This window comes from Lentimicrobium sp. L6 (assembly GCF_013166655.1).
GTDB lineage: Bacteria > Bacteroidota > Bacteroidia > Bacteroidales > UBA12170 > UBA12170.
In genome coordinates, this window is record NZ_JABKCA010000042.1 from 1 (window position 1) to 19,344 (window position 19,344).

Annotated in this window: 16 protein-coding genes; 3 read left to right on the top strand and 13 right to left on the bottom strand. The window is 32.9% G+C overall.

The genetic code is table 11. From position 1 onward, the window contains the following. Window positions 1–100: 100 nt before the first annotated feature. The 5 genes from HNS38_RS11510 to HNS38_RS11530 all read right to left on the bottom strand — a co-directional run bounded on the left by HNS38_RS11510 (window position 101) and on the right by HNS38_RS11530 (window position 8,834). The gene (locus HNS38_RS11510; protein ID WP_172278898.1) at window positions 101–406 is read right to left on the bottom strand and encodes a hypothetical protein; all 306 of its coding nucleotides are present in this window, start codon (window positions 404–406) and stop codon (window positions 101–103) included. 151 nt (window positions 407–557) lie between these two features. Next, window positions 558–1,421 (bottom strand): pseudouridine synthase, encoded by an 864-nt coding sequence (locus HNS38_RS11515; protein WP_172278900.1) that lies wholly within the window; start codon window positions 1,419–1,421, stop codon window positions 558–560. A 313-nt stretch (window positions 1,422–1,734) separates the two neighbouring features. Continuing rightward, window positions 1,735–5,868 carry a hypothetical protein gene (locus tag HNS38_RS11520; RefSeq protein WP_172278903.1) on the bottom strand — a complete coding sequence of 1,378 codons (4,134 nt, stop codon included), beginning with the start codon at window positions 5,866–5,868 and terminating at the stop codon, window positions 1,735–1,737. A gap of 91 nt (window positions 5,869–5,959) precedes the next feature. Beyond that, on the bottom strand, window positions 5,960–6,982 hold the full coding sequence (locus HNS38_RS11525; RefSeq protein ID WP_172278905.1) for a 2-oxoacid:ferredoxin oxidoreductase subunit beta: 1,023 nt from the start codon (window positions 6,980–6,982) through the stop codon (window positions 5,960–5,962). Between the two features lies 1 nt (window position 6,983). Beyond that, window positions 6,984–8,834, bottom strand: a complete 1,851-nt coding sequence (locus HNS38_RS11530; protein ID WP_172278907.1) for a 2-oxoacid:acceptor oxidoreductase subunit alpha — start codon at window positions 8,832–8,834, stop codon at window positions 6,984–6,986. Window positions 8,835–9,036: 202 nt separating this feature from the next. Here HNS38_RS11530 and HNS38_RS11535 point away from each other — a divergent pair, with 202 nt between their 5' ends. Beyond that, complete coding sequence (locus tag HNS38_RS11535) at window positions 9,037–9,204, top strand: DUF362 domain-containing protein (RefSeq protein WP_172278909.1); 168 nt, start codon at window positions 9,037–9,039, stop codon at window positions 9,202–9,204. A gap of 79 nt (window positions 9,205–9,283) precedes the next feature. On the opposite strand, the gene HNS38_RS11540 is transcribed toward HNS38_RS11535, so the two are convergent. The 8 genes from HNS38_RS11540 to HNS38_RS11575 form a co-directional block, all read right to left on the bottom strand. Beyond that, window positions 9,284–10,117, bottom strand: coding sequence for an enoyl-ACP reductase (locus tag HNS38_RS11540; RefSeq protein WP_172278911.1), 834 nt, complete (start codon window positions 10,115–10,117; stop codon window positions 9,284–9,286). Between the two features lie 17 nt (window positions 10,118–10,134). After that, complete coding sequence (gene recN / locus HNS38_RS11545) at window positions 10,135–11,796, bottom strand: DNA repair protein RecN (protein ID WP_172278913.1); 1,662 nt, start codon at window positions 11,794–11,796, stop codon at window positions 10,135–10,137. Between the two features lie 9 nt (window positions 11,797–11,805). Next, a complete protein-coding gene (locus HNS38_RS11550; protein WP_172278915.1) occupies window positions 11,806–12,702 on the bottom strand; it encodes a DUF4835 family protein in 897 nt (298 codons plus the stop codon). Window positions 12,703–12,783: 81 nt separating this feature from the next. Next, the gene (gene coaBC, locus HNS38_RS11555) at window positions 12,784–13,986 is read right to left on the bottom strand and encodes a bifunctional phosphopantothenoylcysteine decarboxylase/phosphopantothenate--cysteine ligase CoaBC (RefSeq protein ID WP_172278917.1); all 1,203 of its coding nucleotides are present in this window, start codon (window positions 13,984–13,986) and stop codon (window positions 12,784–12,786) included. 94 nt (window positions 13,987–14,080) lie between these two features. Beyond that, window positions 14,081–14,422 (bottom strand): DNA-directed RNA polymerase subunit omega, encoded by a 342-nt coding sequence (locus HNS38_RS11560; protein ID WP_172278919.1) that lies wholly within the window; start codon window positions 14,420–14,422, stop codon window positions 14,081–14,083. A gap of 4 nt (window positions 14,423–14,426) precedes the next feature. Further along, window positions 14,427–15,278, bottom strand: a complete 852-nt coding sequence (locus tag HNS38_RS11565; protein ID WP_172278921.1) for an outer membrane protein assembly factor BamD — start codon at window positions 15,276–15,278, stop codon at window positions 14,427–14,429. 151 nt (window positions 15,279–15,429) lie between these two features. Further along, window positions 15,430–16,440: an endonuclease/exonuclease/phosphatase family protein gene (locus tag HNS38_RS11570; protein WP_172278923.1), complete on the bottom strand. Its 1,011-nt coding sequence runs from the start codon at window positions 16,438–16,440 to the stop codon at window positions 15,430–15,432. A gap of 99 nt (window positions 16,441–16,539) precedes the next feature. Further along, complete coding sequence (locus tag HNS38_RS11575; RefSeq protein WP_172278925.1) at window positions 16,540–16,794, bottom strand: hypothetical protein; 255 nt, start codon at window positions 16,792–16,794, stop codon at window positions 16,540–16,542. Window positions 16,795–17,247: 453 nt separating this feature from the next. Between HNS38_RS11575 and ruvB the strand changes: the two genes are divergently transcribed. After that, window positions 17,248–18,291, top strand: a complete 1,044-nt coding sequence (gene ruvB, locus HNS38_RS11580; RefSeq protein WP_172278927.1) for a Holliday junction branch migration DNA helicase RuvB — start codon at window positions 17,248–17,250, stop codon at window positions 18,289–18,291. Then, complete coding sequence (queG, locus tag HNS38_RS11585; RefSeq protein ID WP_172278929.1) at window positions 18,292–19,227, top strand: tRNA epoxyqueuosine(34) reductase QueG; 936 nt, start codon at window positions 18,292–18,294, stop codon at window positions 19,225–19,227. The last annotated feature ends 117 nt before the right edge of the window (window positions 19,228–19,344 follow it).

Sequence of the window (19,344 nt, forward strand, 5' to 3'; positions counted from 1 at the left end):
TGTAACTATGAAAAGGCTAAAAACCATTGCTCCCCATAATTTTTAATGTGACCCCTAATTATTTGAAAATGTGGCCTTATTTAATGTAGAACAGAGGTTTTTAATAACATAAAAGCTTCGAAGGTTGAAATAAATAATCAAAATTGGAAGCATCGTAAAAGTCTGTATATATAAAATCATAAGGGTCCCTATTAGTCAATACTTGTTGGCATTGAGCCGATGGATATATTCCTTGTGTATCTGGATTGTCAATAATATCTTGTGAGGCTACATGGAAATTCCACTCTTGATAATAATTATCCCAATTTGCAAACGTATCGTTGGTTTGGCTCATGGCCATCGAACCTATGAGTACATAAGTAATTAGTAAACACAGTTGTAGGCGGTGGTAAAAAGAGTTTATCATTAGTTTTACTAGTTTGTATCTGCTTCAAAGATAAATAAACCAAATTAATGGTTTACTACCGCCTTCTCATTTATAATACCTATTTCAATAAAAAACAAAAGCTTCACAAAACGAATTTCATGAAGCTTTAATATCTTATTCTTTAATGGAATTAGGACAGTACTTTCAACATATTAATCTCAGGAAGAGTTAAGAATCTCCATTTACTCCTTGGTAAGTCTTTTTTGGTCAAACCTCCAAACTTCACTCTATCCAGCTTGAATACTTGATAATCGAACTTTTCAAAAATACGCCTTACAATCCTATTTTTACCTGAATGTATCTCTATTCCAATTTCTCTTTTATTATCATCATAAACATAGGCAATGGCATCGGGTTTTATTAAGCCATCCTCTAGATCTACTCCCTCGTTCATTATGGTCTCGAAATGCTCAAGCTCAAGGTCTTTATCTAAAGTAACGTGATAAATCTTTTTAATTTGATGCGAAGGATGTGTTAGCTTCTTAGCCATTTGTCCATCATTGGTAAAAAGCAATAATCCTGTAGTATTTCTATCCAATCTGCCTACTGGGTATATTCTTTCTTTCACTGCATGTTCTACCAAACTCATTACTGTTTTTCTTTCAAAAGGATCGTCCATAGAAGTAATGAAACCTTTAGGCTTATTTAATAATACATAAACCAGTTTTTCACGTTTTAGGGTTTTCCCATCATACTGAATTCTATCAGTTGGATGAACTTTATGCCCCATTTCTTTAATCACTTCCCCGTTTACTCTCACCATTCCGGCTTGAATATGTTTATCTGCCTCTCTCCTGCTACAAACACCAGAATGTGCAAGAAATTTATTGAGTCTAATTAATTCATCTTCTGAGCGATTTTGAATTGAAGTTAATGTACTGGCAGAAACACGTTGTCTCTTCTTTTTAGGCTTTACAGGTTCTTGCTTTTCCAATTCTTCCATTTCTGGCTTTTCTTCTCTATAAAACTTTCTAAAACCTTTATTACTTTCCATCGCGTTAATTATTTTGAGCCTGCAAAAATATTTCTTTTATTGATACCAATTTACTCATTCTCTAAAATATCTAAGAATAAAGTAAAATATTATGTTCGAATGATAAAGTTAGCACTTTTTTTTTTAATAACCAGAATAGAAACTTTAGATCATCTACCTAGGTTAAAACTACTCCTTATGATAATCAGAAAGAATTTGCCAAGCAATTAAAACTCCTAAACCACCAAGGCAGATAAAAATATTACACCATCCAAAAAAGAAACGGAGGATGGCTATCATTATTAAAGAAAAGACTAAAACAATATGGAAGAGTCTATTTTTGGAGAGCTTTTTCAATTTGTTTAATTTTTCTTGCTGTTTTACGGGTGTCAATCCCTAGACTTGTTTTAGCTCCCATAATGGCAAAATGTGATAAATAATGTATGACTCCTCTATAAGGGGTTCTCTCATAAAAAATAGGCCCCTTCCGTATTCTAAATATATTATTATTGTTTTGTTTAATGAGAATAGAATTGGCTAAAAAAGATGCCAAATTACTTTCCTCCATATTTTTTTTCAGAACTTCAACTTTTAAATCTTCATAACGCAAGACCATATATCCATAACCTTCTTTATCATTACCTTTTACATTCATCTGTAACTGACTTAAAACACCAGCTTTAGCTTGCATTCTTGTTAAGGGCTGTAATAGAGGATTTAAAGAGGTCGCATCTAAGGTATTCATAGAAGCAAGCACAACAAAATTCTGTTCTTTCGAATTTAAAGGAAAATAGGCATTTAAGGAAACATCAGCTTCAGACATTAGCCTTGCCTGAGCATTAATCTTCAAAGTTCCACCAAAATTTCTAAAATCGGTATCATTGCTAAATCCTATTATTTTCCCATTCATTCGATCAAAAAAAATGACTCCATTATCATCTACAATCTGACTTCGCTCCTCATATTTAACAAAGCCATCATTAAATTGAATGGTATCAATATTCAAATAAAAACGAATATTTTCAATAGCCTGTGCCGGCATAGTTTTATACTTAGAAGTATCAGGAGGAAGCCTTTTATCCTTATAAATAAAGATTTGAGCTTCAGAAAATTCTAGTTTCTCTAAAGTATATCTATTTCGAAAAATAGCTTCCCTATACCCTATTCCCTCTAATTTCAATATAGGAATAGTGATATCCATTTGATCTGTCTGATACGTCTGATTGGCTACAAAAGTCTTTCTATCATATCTAGAGACTATCATCACTGAATCAAAGTGAATAGATTTATCATGGCTACTCAAACTCATATTCTCGAAGCTATAATTATAAAAACGATCTGGCGAAATCATTGAAAATTGTGGAAGATTCAATCTCACATCATCGCAGTAAAAAAACTTGTCGTTTGTAAAAGCTATATTATTACTATCGATCACGATTCCTTCTAAAGTCAAATCAATATTTTTAAAATCATAGATTTTGGAACTTTGCTTAATCCTTATTGGCATGCTGAAATCAAAATCAGACAATTCAATTCGGTTAATATTTATGGCCGAGAACTGTCCTTTTATGGAATTAAAGAAATCTATTTCCTCTAAACTAAAAGCCTTTTTCTGCTCTTTTTTATTTTTATAACTTTTTAAATCGAGTTCAGGTTCTTGAAATAACAGACTGCCTATAAATAAACGGGGCTGTATATTTCCTGGACTCATTTTTAAATCATTGAGTAAAATGTCTTTCACTCGTATATTGGCAGGAAACCTAATAGAATCTCCTAAAGACAACACCTGTAAATCACTAACCTGAAGCCTATTATCTGAAGTAGAACCTTTGGCACTCTTCAAATAAATAAGCCGCTCTCCATTATTTACACTTTGGAAGTATTCATTTAATTCAAGCTCAGTGTTCTCTGAAAATAAAAAACGATCTAATTTATGGAATACTTTATAATCCACATAAAAATCGTGAACATGTAGGTCAAAAGATTCTAAGCCAATATGATCCATCCTTTCCATATATTTATTTTTTATAGAAAGATTTAAATCTTCTACAACAAAGTCGTTTACCCCTACTGCTTTTACTTTGTCTATATAGTGCCCTAATGACTCGTAAAAACTTTTAGCATTGGTTTGGTAAACTATTTTGGTTTGTCTATCTCCATTAAGCTTTAATTTAGGATTATTAATATAGATGGAATCAAAAAGAAACTGCTTCTCCAAATACATATCAAATGGCTCTATACCCCCTATTGATAACTTATCTATATCTATTTGTAGATGAGATTTTATTTTGGAGGAATCTTCTTGGTTTTCATATTGAAACATAACCTGATGACCATCAAACCTCTTTTGGGCTAAAGTAAAACTCCAACTAGCTATTCTCAGCAAAAGTGAGTCTTGAATTTGTGAATAGAAAGATTTCATAGCAGAAAACTTCAATTTCTTAGCTTCCAAAAAGTAGGGCCTAGCGAAATCTAAATTTAAGCCAGCACCTTCAATGTCTAGCTCCTCCAGGTTTATCTTCGATGTATTATTTAAAGCTGAATGTTCAATATGGGCATATATATTAGGTAAATTTATATAGGAACAAAAAGCTGACCAAGGTATTGTATTATTTCTCTTAGAAGATTGATTTTGACTTATGATATTCCCTATTACATTCAAACTCATACATTTTATTGTATCAACCTTTATTAAGGAAGAATGATTCAATAACTCTTTCCAATTAACCCCATTAATCATCAATTCTTCCGCCTGAATCAGTCCAGGATTTTCTTTAGAAAAATATAGCGACTTCACATCTATTTCTTTTAAAGCCAATAATCCCAAATTTGTATCAAATTTAAAATCCTTTGAATTGACTTGCATTTTTCCATCATGAGACTGATATTCCAACTTGCCGATAAGCCCTTGTCCACTTTCAAATACACTTTCCCAATGACCTGAAAACCCAGGAGGAATTATAATATTATCGATATAAAGGTCTGTTTGACCTATTTCAATTCCTTTTTCTTTCCATTCAAATCTAGCGTTTTGCATATCGAATTTATCAATATCTAAAAGTATAGGAAACGTATTGCTTTGATTATGTACAAATTCTGATTTATTTATATTCACTTCAGGTGTCATAATATGCATGTGATTTAATTTCAGAATATCCTCTTCTAAAAATTGAAATGGAGAAAACCCCTCCAATTTAAGCATCGCAATATACCAAGCACTAACCAATCCCTTGTTTTTAACAAAATGAATGTCCTTTATATTTAATGTAGATTGAGATTGATCAAATATAAAAGACGAAAAAGAAAGACTATCTCCTTCCTTTTTTAGCAACAAAGACATAGTATCACTTTCCAAAGTATAGCTATTCATCTCAAACTTTTGCTGATGGGTCAAAGCTTGGATTATTTGATAATTCAAATCTACAATCTCAAAATCCATTTGAGGATGCTCTTGTTTTAAATTTTTCAGTTCCACATGTATTTTATCAACCTCAAAATCTAATCCGGAATTTTCAATTACGTTTTTAATCTTTTGCAAACTTGCTTCAGGCTTTTCACCAGTCAGTGTATTAACAGTGTTTACAAGTCGCGACAAGCTAAGTCTTAAGGTATTTCCCTTTAGAAAAGATTTTTCAGGGTGTTCTATCCATGCGATTGAATCAAGCTCAAAGCTAGCCTCCTCAATTCTTTGCTGATTATCATTTAATAAGTTCTTATGCAGCAATTCTTTAAATTTTAATACAGCCTGATGAATAGTCTGGTTTTCGCTGAACGTTAAATCCTGAATGGAAATAGAAGTTTTCTTTTTTTGAAAATCAACATTTTTTGCATTGATGTTCACAGCTTCAAAAATTGGCAAGTCAATAGAGTTAGGATAATTCAAAGAATCAGCAAATAATTGAAGAACACTAAAATCTGCTTTGCGAATCTGTAATAAGCTGTCTCCATCTAAGTTAATATCCATATTAAATTTATCCAAATTAAACTTCTCTAACTCTAAAGAGTGTAAAAAACCAGATCTATTTACCACTTTAGTATTCATTTTTTCACTGCTATCTATCTCTGTATAAATATTTAATCCAAGATTAAGATTTATAAGCTCAAGAGATTTAACCTTTGCCTCCCCAGTTAATAGATCAAGGTATTGTATCCCATTAATAGATAGGGTATCTAGTTCTACATATTGAATATGAGGATTATATACACTATCATTAGCTTGTTGAATTCTAATGTGATTTAAAAAAATACTTCGATTAAACAATTTCCATCTCATTTTATCAAAATCCAATTGATACCTCTCGTTGGTGAGCTGCGAAAATGTTTCTTCCAACATGGGTCGCAATATATATTTTGTATATAGTGGAGGAAATAGAAAAATGGTCAGAATCAAAAGAATGAAAACAGTAGAAAATAGATATTTTATCCATTTTCGCCATAAGCTTCTATCTATTTTCTCTTCTTTTTCCATGATTTATCAAATTTAAGAAAACTTTGATGACTAGGTGCAAAAAAAGCCCGCAAATGCGGGCTTACTCATTATCTTAATTTGGGTACAGCAACTAATCAACTTGCCATGTAGCTCCTGAATGTAAGAGATCATTCATGGTCTTAATTGATGATTTCTCTTTTCGTTCAGCCACTTGAGCTTCCATTTTGTCACCATAAGTAGTACCTTCAGTCTCTCTAATTACACCTAAAGCTATTGGAAATTCTGGCCCTTTCATTCTGATTAACATCCAATGTAAAAAAGGACTTTCTTCATGGGCATCATGAACAAGGATATCATCCTCAGAAATCCCATCTTCACCTATTTTCACCACTTTAAGTTTCATTCCATCAAGAATTAAACCTTTGTCATTCTCTTTTCCAAAAATCATCTTCTCACCATGACGCAAAATAATCTGACGATCTAATTTCTCAGCTTTATCAGTATAGTAACCATGAGTTTTATCATTAAAAATCACACAGTTCTGAAGTATTTCAACAATAGATGTTCCATTATGAGCTTCCGCATTTTCCAATATCTCATTGGTTAATTTCATACTGACATCTATGGAGCGAGCAAAATAATGACCATTAGAACCCAATACAAGTTCACCAGGGTTAAAAGGATGTTCAATACTTCCATTTGGAGAAGTTTTTGTTACCAAACCTTCTTGAGTAGTTGGACTATACTGTCCCTTGGTTAAACCATAAATCTCATTATTGAATAATAAAACATTCATATTGATATTACGGCGAATAGCATGAATAAAGTGGTTTCCGCCAATAGCTAAACCATCACCATCACCTGTAATTACCCAAACGCTTAAATCTGGATTAGCAGTTTTAGTTCCACTAGCAATAGCCAATGCACGTCCATGAATAGTATGAAAAGCATAGGTATTCATATAGTATGGAAACCTTGATGAACAACCAATACCACTAATTATGGTATAGTTTTCACGTGGCTTACCAATAGCTGCCAAAGTCTTATGAACTGAATTTAAAATGGCATGATCCCCACATCCGGCACACCATCTAACTTCTTGGTCACTTTTAAAATCTTTAAAAGTAAGTTTTACTGTTTCTTGCGTAGCCATTTTATTTCTCCTCCATTAATTTGTTAAAATGATTGGTCAATTCTTCTACAGTAAATGGTAAACCCATCATCTTGTTATACTGTAAGAAATCAATATTAGTGAAATTCTGACGCAGATATTTCGCAAATTGACCATTATTTAATTCTGCTACAACAACTTTCTTAGAACTTCTTAAAATATCTTCTGTATTTTTTGGAAGAGGTTTAATATAGTTAAAATGAGCAAGAGCGATACTCTTACCTTCAGCTTGAAGGTCATGAACTGCAGTTAAAAGGTGACCATAGGTTCCTCCCCATCCAACAACTAATAAATCTGCATCAGGTGCACCTATTAGTACTTGTTCAGGGATTACATTCTCAATGTAATCGACTTTTCTCTCCCTATAATCAGTCATGAGCTCGTGATTTTCAGGAACATAAGATACAGTGCCTGTTTTATCCATTTTCTCTAAACCACCAATACGATGTTCTAAACCAGCAACTCCAGGAGCTGCCCATTTTCTAACTAAGGTTTTCTCATCACGCTCATAAGGTAAATATTCTTCTCCTTCTTTAAAAGTGGCATGAGGTACTATAATATCTGGAAGTGTATCTGTATTTTCAATTTTCATGGGTTGACTACCATTTGCCAAGAACCCATCAGTTAAAAGAATAACGGGTGTCATATGTTCCAAAGCAATTTTACTTGCTGCAAAGGCATAATCATAGCAATTAGAAGGAGTACTTGCAGCAATTACTGGTACAGGAGCTTCTCCATTTCTACCTTGCACTGCTTGTAATAAATCCGATTGCTCCGTTTTAGTTGGAAGTCCGGTACTTGGCCCTCCTCTTTGTACATTTACAATAACTAGAGGTAATTCTGTAATCATAGCTAAACCAATAGCTTCCGTTTTCAAGGCTAAACCTGGACCAGAAGTAGTTGTTACAGCAAAGTTTCCAGCAAAACTAGCACCAATGGCTGATGTAATACCTCCAATTTCATCCTCTGCCTGAAAAGTTCTAACATTTAAACTATTGTGTTTTGCTAATTCTTGAAGAATTTCCGTAGCAGGGGTTATAGGATACGAACCACAAAACAAAGGCAAGTTTGCTTTTTCAGCAGCAGCAATACATCCCCAGGCAGTGGCTGTATTACCATTAATATTTCTATAAGTTCCTTTTTCAATTTCGTCAGCAGTCACTTTATATGGAGTCAATTCTTGAACCACATAACCATAATTATACCCAGCTTTTAAAACCATTTTATTGGCTTCAATAATTTTTGGAACTTTTTTAAATTTCTTTTCAAAGAAAGCTTCAGTAAATTTTAATGGTTTATTGAATAAGTAGAAACAAATACCAAGAGCAAACATATTTTTACTTCTTAGGACTGTTTTATTATCCAAACCTGAGTTTTTCAATGTTTCTTGAGTCATGGTACTGATAGGAGCATAAATAATATTGAATCCTCCAATTCCATCCTCTTTTATTGGATCGTCAGTTTCATAGCCAGCCTTTAATAGGTTTTTAGCAGTAAAAGCATCACGATCTAGTAACATTGTACCACCTCGTTTGGTCCATTTTGCATTGGCTTTAAGAGCTGCCGGATTCATGGCCACCAATACATCGGCATAATCACCAGGAGTATTGATATCATAACCAAAATGAACCTGGAAGCCAGATACGCCGCCAACGGTACCTTGAGGAGCTCTGATCTCTGCAGGGTAATCAGGAAAGGTTGCAATTCCATTCCCTAATATTGCAGCGGTGTCAGAAAACAGGGTTCCAGTTAGTTGCATCCCATCACCGGAGTCACCTGAAAAGCGAATTACGACATGGTCGAGTTCAATCGCTTTATCTTTATTGTTAGTCATTTCAATGAGTTTTTTTTATCTATACAAATGTAGTGCGAATTTCATTTGCTATTAACAAATACCAATGCAAACGTTTGTTTTTGTTATCTATTTAGAATCTATTTAAATTTTCTTTAACATGAATTTTAGTTTTTACCAATTAAAAAAAAATATACTTTTGCAGGGAATAACTAAATTAAATTTAATTTTAAAACTTATCATTATGGCTTATGTAATTAATGATGATTGTATTGCTTGTGGAACTTGTATTGACGAGTGTCCAGTAGATGCAATCTCAGAAGGTGATATTTATAAAATCGATCCTGAACTTTGTACTGATTGTGGTGCTTGTGCTGATGTTTGTCCAACAGATGCTATTTCTCCAGAATAATCAGAATCAAATAGAAAAAAAAGCTTCTAAACAATTGTTTAGAAGCTTTTTTTTGATATAAATCGTATCATTTGATCTTCTACTCTTCAATATCCATGTCTAAACTCTTTCCATATTGAGTCATTGCCCTTAAACTCATACCCATACTACTAAATCCACCATCATGGAATAAGTTTTGCATGGTCACCTTTCGGGTAAGGTCACTAAATAATGTCAAACAATAATCGGCACACTCTTCAGCAGTTGCATTTCCCAGTGGTGACATTCTTTCTGTGAAATCCATCAAACCATCAATTCCTTTAACTCCAGAGCCTGCAGTTGTAATAGTTGGAGACTGACTAATTGTATTTACTCTTACTTTATTCTCTCTTCCGTAAATATATCCAAAGCTTCTTGCAATCGATTCCAATAGAGCTTTAGCATCGGCCATATCGTTATATCCATAGAGTGTACGTTGTGCTGCAACATATGATAAGGCAACGATAGAACCCCAATCACTCATGGCATTATGCTTCTTCAAAGTTGCAATTACTTTATGAAAAGAAAGTGCACTGATATCTAATGTTTTATGATAATAATCATAGTTCAATTTATCATAAACTAATTTCTTTCTTACGTTTGGTGACATTCCAATAGAATGCAATACAAAATCAACTTTACCAAACTTCTCAATAGCTTTCTGAACTAGGTTCTCTATGTCTTTGTCATTTGTTGCATCAGCTGGAATAACTTCAGTATTACATTTTTCTGCCAATTTATCCACAGAACCTAAACGCATACTCACAGGAGTATTAGTTAGGATAAACTCTGCACCTTCATCATATGCTTTTTCGGCCACTTTCCATGCTATCGACATATCATTCAATGCACCGAAAATAATACCTTTTTTACCTTTTAATAAATTATAAGCCATAATTAATCTGTTTTTGTTTAGCTTTTTGTTCCCAACAATTCTTTCGCATGCTTAATGGCCGAATCCCCAACCTTGGAACCACTGAGCATAGCTGCGATTTCTTCGAGACGTTCTTGTTGGTTAAGTTTTTTGATTTTTGAGCGAGTAAAAATAGAGTCATTTTCCTTATAAACCAAATAATGATGATTGGCTTGTGCAGCAATTTGAGGAAGATGAGAGATAGAAATTACCTGAAGTTTTTCTCCTAAGCCCATCATTAATTTTGCAAGTTTATCGGCAACTTCACCTGATACCCCTGTATCAATTTCATCAAAAACAATACTAGGCAAAGCCTTCTTCAATGCCAGTACATACTTGAATGACAGCATTAACCGTGACATTTCTCCACCTGAGGCCACTTTAGTCATATCAGAAAAACGAGAGCCTGCATTGGCTTTAAAAAGAAATTGGATTTGATCGGAACCATTTTTTGCAAGCTCGCCTAAATCGTTCACCTCTATCTTAAGCTCAGCCTTCTCCAAGCCTAATTCTTTTAACTGCTTCTTAACTAATTCTTCAATTTTCTTGGCCGCATTAATTCGGGTTCCTCTAATTTTAAAGGCTCGATTCTTCAGTTCATCTAATTGTTTAGTCAATGAAAATTCTAATTCCTGTATTTTGGCATCTAAATTTTGTACTGAAAAAATTTTTGAGGAGAGTTCTTCTTTAAATTCGACTAATTCATCTGCATTATTGAGTCTATGCTTTCTGCATAATGATAAATATGATTCCAATTTATCGTTAAGGTATTGCATTCTAACTGGATCATACTGAAATTGATCTTCTAAAACTGAAGCTTCATTTCCCAAATCCTTCAATTCAATAATACATGAATTTAATCTTTCATCTAATAGAGCAATATCTGTTTGAAAGCTTGATACCCTTTGTAACTGTGCCAAAATAGATTCTAATTGCTCAACAATACTATTATCTTCACCTGTAATATGAGAAGAGGCTTGAAATAAAGCGAGTTTTATATCCTCAGCATGTGATAATACCTGAAGCTCCTCCTCTATTTCTTTCTGCTCACCTTTATGAACCTCTGCTTTTTCAATTTCATCAAATAAGAACTGATGATATTCTTGTTCATTTATTTGTTTCTGATAGTTCTCTTTTAAAAGTTCTAACTCTTCTATTCCATTTTTGTATGTGGAAAAAAGGGATTGATATTGAAACAATTGTTTATCATGATCGGCATAAGCATCCACTATATTCATCCTAAATTCAGCCTGATTTAATTGCTGATTTTGATTTTGTGAATGAATATCCATTAACCGAATACCTAATGCTTTTAAGACCTGTAAATTTACTGGAGTATCATTCACAAAAGCTCTGCTTTTGCCTGTTTTGGACACTTCTCTTCTAACTATACAATTGGCCTCATAATCTAAATCAAATGCTTCGAAAAATGCTTTTAGATTCAATGCCTCAATTCCAAAGCTACCCTCGACTATGCATTTTAGCTCTTTATCTATTACCACTTCCTTGTCGGCTCTATCCCCTAAAAGCAATCCTAATGCTCCTATAATAATAGATTTACCAGCTCCTGTTTCTCCTGTAATTACAGAAAAACCCGATTGAAAATCAATAATCTGATTCTCAATGAGAACATAATTTTTTATAGAAAGTTGTTGTAACATTTTACACTATTACTTTAAAATAGCTGAGTATTTATCTCCGTTGGCTGGATCTATCTCTTTCATGATATTCACTACTTCAGTCTTGGTGTTTGGGCTACCTTCTCCAAAAACTTTAATTATTTCATCTCGTTTTGAATCCACATAAAGCCTCAATAGAAAAGACCCCGGTTTTGTACGGTTGGCTTTTTGAAGATTTTTCAAACTTTCCGCAATATTATTCCTTCCAGATTCTACGTTGTCATACATTAAGTCTAAACCTTTTCTATGGTATTCATAAATACTCTCTCTAATTGGTCGGTATTGGGGATTCATTAGGTTTTCAGTCAACCAATATCTATTTTTCATATTCTCAAATGCTTTCCATCCAGGTTCACTAGTATTTTGAGCATCTTGAACTACTCCTTGGGCTTTTTCAAAATATGGAGTTCCACCTAAGTTACTATATGAATCGGCATCTATACCAAGAAAAACATATACATAATAGGCAATCAAACTTGTTAAATTATTTGAGAAGCTATTCTCAGCATATAACAATGGCTCACCTAGACTATAAGTAAATTCGACATCACTATCCACATAATTAAACATAGTAGAATTATAATTGGTTTTATATACTGGGCGACGAAGTACTAAATTTAACTTCCCTCTATATTGATCCGAAGAAATTTTTTCTGATAAGGTTAAAAGAATAGTACATTCTATCCTTTCTTCTAATTTATAATTGTAGTTGGTCCAAATGGTGTTATTTACAAATTCATAAAGAGCTTGTTGAAGTTCTTTAAATGCCTCTCTATCTGTACCTTCTATCTGCCTTGCAGACACTTGAACTGAGCCATTAATTTCTTGGCCAATGGTAGAAAAACTAATGAGTAGAATGCTAATAAAAAGAAAAAATCTAGTTTTCATAAATCTAAGTTTAAACAATCATGTTGTTAGTAGTAAACGCCATATAAATCAATATATTTTAATGTAAAATTACAAAATAAACTATTGGGAAATATGCTTTTCAATATAATTGCAAATATCCTTTGCTACTTCTGTTTTTGGCTTTAAACCAAAAGCGATGGGTTCATGATGATGGCCTAGAATAAATATCTTATTCGTATCATGACCAAAACCTGCACCAGCATCTTGCATAGAGTTTAGAATCAGTGCATCACAGTTTTTAGATTGAAGTTTCTTTTGAGCGTTTTCCATTTCATTATTAGTTTCTAAAGCAAAACCAACTATAAATTGCTTATCTTTCTTCTTACCCAAACTTCTCAGAATATCAACATTAGGCTGAAGTTTGATTTCTAAAGACTCATCCCTTTTTTTTATTTTATTAGCACTAATAATTAAGGGCTTATAATCGGCTACAGCAGCTGACATTACAGCAATATCAGCATCATCAAAATGTTTTGAAGTATTCTCAAACATCTCATCAGCAGATTTTACCATAATCAAATTGATATTTGAATGGGTAGCTTTTATTGATACTGGTCCACTCACTAAGTCAACTAAAGCACCTCTCTGGGCAAACTCTTCGGCAATAGCATAACCCATTTTACCTGTAGAATGGTTTCCAATAAAACGAACTGGATCAATAGCTTCATAAGTAGGTCCAGCAGTGATTAGAACTTTTTTATTGAGGAAACTATTTTTTTTTTTGAAATGTTCAATAATAATTTTCACTATTTTCTCTGGCTCTTCCATTCTACCTGCTCCACAAAGCCCGCTAGCCAATTCACCTGTTTGCGCTTCAATCATCACATGACCAAAGGACAATAGCTTTTCGATATTAATTTGTGTACTTGGGTGAGCATACATATCTAAATCCATAGCTGGAGCAAAATACACAGGACATTTGGCTGACAAATAGGTTGTAGTCAACAAACTATCACTTAAGCCATTGGCCATTTTCGCCATAGTAGATGCTGATAATGGAGCCATTAATAGCAAATCGGCCCATTGGCCCATATCCACATGACTATTCCAGCTTCCATCAACTGGATCAAAAGGCTTGTATAATGCAGGATTTCCTGAAAGTGTGGATAAGGTTAGAGGAGTTACAAAATCTCTTGCAGATTCTGACATGACCACCTGAACATCAGCACCTTCTTTCTTTAATAGACGTACTAAGATTGGAATTTTATATGCAGCAATACTACCAGTAATTCCTAATAGAATTTTCTTTCCTTCTAATTGCATGAATCACTATTTTTTCAATTTTAATAAAAATACAAAAAAACTCCTTTCTAATGCAGAACATTAATAAAGGAGTCCAATATGCTCTTTTAAAAAATTACGAAATTTTATTATTCGCAACTTCTTTAGCTGGATTTCTGTAATAAATTTCATCCTCAAGAAACTCTTGAATAGCTAATAATGTAGGTTTTGGAAGTCTTTCATAGAACTTAGCAATTTCTATTTGTTCTCTATTCTCAAACACTTCTTCCAAATTATCACCCGTAGTAGAAAATTCTTCAATCTTACGATTCAACTCTTCTTTTAAATCTTTACTAATTTGATTGGCTCTTTTTGCTAAAATAGCAATAGATTCATAAATGTTTTCAGTTGACTCGTCAAAATCTCTTAAGTTTCTGGTTACGGCAACCTTATCGGTTTTTACTTTTTTGTAATCCATATTATTATTTATTATTATTTTCGTCCTCAATATTTTCCTCGTCATCAGTTTCAGAACTCACAACTTCTCTTCCAATATATGCAGATGCTTCAGCATGCATCTCATCAGCTTCTTTCCTGTATTTGCTTTCAGGATACAAAGCTACAAAATCAACATAAGCACCTATAGATTTAGTAAATCTATCCTCCTGCTTGGCACTAAAACTTAATAATGCATAATCGTAATAGCACTTCATCACATAAAACATGACATCCTCACGATAATCACTTTCATTATAATTCTTTAAATAGGTTTTTAATGCTGTTATGGCTGCATTATAATCCTCCATTTTATAATATTGTTTAGCAATATCATACTCTTTTTTCTCGAGCTTAGCTTCTAACTCATTCACAATGATTTCAGCATTTACATACTGCTTGCTCTCTGGAAACCGAACCATAAAAAGCTTCATCTCTTGAATTGCAGCCTTTGTGGTTTCCTGATCCAATGAGGAGCGCGGACTATCTAGATAATTACAATAGGCACTATAATACAATGCATCTTCTGCTTGTTCACTACTGGGATAATTTTTATAATATCTCTTAAAATAGTAACTAGCTAGAATATAATCATTTTGCATGAAATAACTCATAGCATACATGAACTCCAATTCTTGAGACTTTGCTGTTCCTTTATATATAGGAACAATTTGATCCATCAATTGAAGAGCTCTATTATAATCTTTCTGATTGTAAAACTCCAAGGCCATGGCGTACTTCTCATCGTAGTCACTACTCTTCAATAGCTTCTGAAAACGACATCCTGAAAACAGGACAACCACACTCACGAACAATATAACCCGTACACTATTAATCATGCTGCAAAAATATATGTTTTTATGGAATATAAAACCTTCTTAAATAATATTTTCAAATCCCAATAATTCTATTTCATTTTAAGCTTGCAAATATCCACAGATATTAAGCATAAACCTACTATTTAACGATAATTAACCCAAAATGATTGTATTAATTATTTGACTTTTTTATTTCAAATCGAGCAAAAATGGGTAGATGATCCGATATATCCTTCGCTTCTTGGAGGACTTTTGATTCAACACAATTCAAAAACAGCTTATTATAAAATATATAGTCGATTTTCTGAAAAGGCTTTTCACTATAAAAAGTATAAAATTCTTCAGGTTTTTGCATATATTTAGATTCATCAATTACTGAAGATATGCTCGGAATATTAAGTAATCTCTTTATTGTGTATTCATTAAATGCATCTTTACTATATGGTGGAGTACAATTGAAGTCTCCTAATAATACTATTGGGTATTCTTTTTCATACTTTTTATATAGCGAGATGACAATATCAGTTTGCAATTCTCTTGTAGAACCATCCCAGGCTTCAAAATGAACATTTAATATTAATAGGCTATCTTTCTCAATATTAACCCAAGTTTGTTGTACCAATCTGTCTAAATAAAAGTCATTAAAAAAAAAGAAATTACTTTTTGGTTGAGGTAATACTATTCTTTCATTTGAAATAATGTTAAAGTTAGACAATGTTGCTTGTCCAGAATAAATTTTGCCAAAATGATATTTAAAAGGCCAATATGGAAAAGGAACATAGGTTTTATCCCAGTTTATTGCAATTCCACCATTAGTAAAATCACAGGCACTTGCTATTTGTTCATATTGATTAATGTAAAAAGAACGTTTGGACATGAAATCGATTTCCTGTAAAGCTACAATTTGAGGATTGTTGTCCAAAATTAAAGCAGTGGCTTTTTTTAAACTACGATCAAATTCTAAAGGACTTCTTTCCAATGGCAAATTATTGTTCATTCCAGATAAATAACCAATATTATAAGTCATAATGGAAAAAGTATCTGAAGGAATGTGATTTACTTTTGAAAATCCTGAAATTTCAGTATACTCAGATTCTGGAAAAGTAGGTTCTTTAGCCCAGAAATAAAATATTAAGATGAATGCGCAAATAATTAATAAAGGAGTGAGAACATAATATTTCATAGGGGCAAATATATAAAATAAAAAAGCTTGTTACTAAGGTTTGAGTTCTATAAAAACCTTTGTAACAAGCTATAAACTGACAATTTAATTCTTTCAGTGCTAGATAGCAGCAGAAATGATTTCGTATCCACTGTAATTTATGTCTTCTAATGCTGCTGATTGGTCAGATAGCTGATCATTATAAGAGAAGATATTCAATTCTGATTCATCATAGTTATTTCTATCAGGCATTTCAAAGCAAAACTGGTCAGGATTTTTGCTCATCGCTTCTTCTTCTAAAAATTCTAAGTATTCTTGATATTCGGGAGAATTGATAATTTTTGCTTCTGTAATCTTCTGTGTAAAAACGTTCATAATTTTTGTCCTCTCTAATTGTTCGTAAATAAATAAGCCTAGTTAATCTTAATTCTGTCCAAATATAAGACGAATATGTCCAATTTCCAAACTTTTCACGATGATTTTTTTATTTTTTTTTAAATACTAGGATTTGATTATAAATTTCAATATATTATATGAGCTAACAATTGAAGAATATCAAGTATTACAGAGTGTTTTTAATAAAACTCATTGATAATAAACTATTTTAATAATTTTTATGAATAAATTAGTTGCATGTTAATATCTGCCATATGGATTCCATTTTTTAAAAACTCAAGAATAATAATCCTCGATATTTAAATGACGAATATTATTATAAATTCAACCTTTTTAGGAAGGCAGGTTAAATTATCCAAGAAACGCTATCTAATTTTAAATCGGATTAATTTGAGTTGAATATTTCCTATTTTTGCATGATTAACAAAGCCTATGAACGAATACTTAGATGCCTCTGGAGACGGTTTAAATCCTAGAGAACAAGAAATGGAACAAATGCTGAGGCCTGGTCAATTTGAAACATTTGCTGGCCAAGGCAAAGTAGTGGAGAACCTGAATATTTTTGTGAATGCTGCAAAAAACAGAAATGAAGCTATGGATCATGTATTATTACATGGCCCGCCAGGCCTTGGAAAAACAACCCTATCTAATATTATAGCTAATGAATTGGGTGTTGGAATAAAAGTCACCAGCGGCCCTGTATTGGACAAACCAGGTGATTTAGCAGGCTTATTAACCAATCTTGATGAGCGTGATGTTTTATTTATTGATGAAATTCACAGATTAAGTCCAATAATTGAAGAATATCTATATTCTGCTATGGAAGATTATAGAATAGACATCATGATTGAATCTGGACCAAATGCAAGAACCGTACAGATAGACTTAAATCATTTTACTCTAATTGGAGCAACTACTCGTTCTGGCTTATTAACAGCTCCGCTCCGCTCCCGTTTTGGCATCACATCGAGACTACAGTATTATGATGCAGTTACATTAGAGAAAATTATTATCCGTTCAGCAGGAATTCTTAATGTTCCCATTACTGAGGAGGCTGCTAATGAAATTGCTCGCAGAAGCAGAGGGACACCAAGGATAGCTAATTTGTTACTTAGAAGAGTGAGGGATTTTGCAGAAGTAAAAGGAAACGGGTCTATAGATTTAACAATCACTCAATACGCCTTAAATTCACTCAATGTAGACAAGTATGGGTTGGACGAGATGGACAACAAGATATTGAGTACTATTATAGAGAAGTTCAAGGGAGGTCCTGTTGGCTTAACAACCATAGCTACTGCGGTAGGTGAAGATTCTGGAACTATAGAAGAAGTATACGAACCTTTCCTTATTCAAGAAGGATTTATGATGCGTACTCCACGTGGTAGACAAGTCACAGATATGGCTTACCGTCATTTAGGCAAATACCCAAACATCAAACAAGAAGACCTTTTCAATCAAAACCTCAAAGGAGAATAGATGAACAGCTCCTCTCTATCTGATTTTCTTGCAAATGAATGCCTAAAGGAAGGTTTTTTAGATTATAGCATCTCTAAACCTGAAACTTTAGAAAAGGAGAAAGCGAATTATATTCAATGGTTAGAACAGAACTATCATGGAAAGATGTCTTATCTAGCGAACCATATTGATATGAAATTCAACCCGGAATTATTGATGCCAGGTCTAAAAAGCATCATTACGGTTATCCTCAACTATTTTCCTCAGGAGAAAATGGCCATTTCTGATAATTATAGATTGGCCAAATATGCCTATGGTAAAGATTATCATGATATCATTAAAAACAAACTAAATCGAATAGCAGAAAATGCTGTTTCTCAATTTGGCTCAATGAACTATAGAGCCTTTACTGACTCTGCTCCCATTCCAGATAGAATTTGGGCTCAAAAAGGAGGATTAGGATGGATTGGAAAAAACACACTTCTTATTAACAAAGAACACGGCTCTTTTTTTTTTATTGGACACTTATTTATCGATCGGGAATTAGAACCGATTAATAAAACTCACGAGGATTTATGTCTCGAGTGCAATAAATGCCTCAAGGCTTGTCCAACTCAGGCACTTTTTGAACCTTACAAAATGGATGCTACAAAATGCTTAAGTTATCAAACTATTGAAAACAAATCTGCTTCTAAAGATATCCCTCCTCAGCAATTCAGGAATACCATTTATGGCTGTGACATTTGTCAGGATGTATGCCCATTTAATAAAAACCCAGAACCTCACCAAACCGAATCCTTCAATCCCCATCCTGATTTACTAAAATTAAGAAAAAAAGACTGGCAAAATTTAAAGGCTATGCATTTTGGTGAAATATTTAGAGGCTCTGCTGTTAAAAGAGCAGGGTATAAAGGTATGATGCAAAATATTGATTGGTTGCAAAAGCTCTCAGAATAAGGAATTCCACTTCCAACTGGCTTTTATATCAAAATTTCAAAATATTTATAAAACTTTATCAACAGCAGCCCCTATGTATAGGCATAAATAACCTATATTTGGCGTGGAAAATAAAAC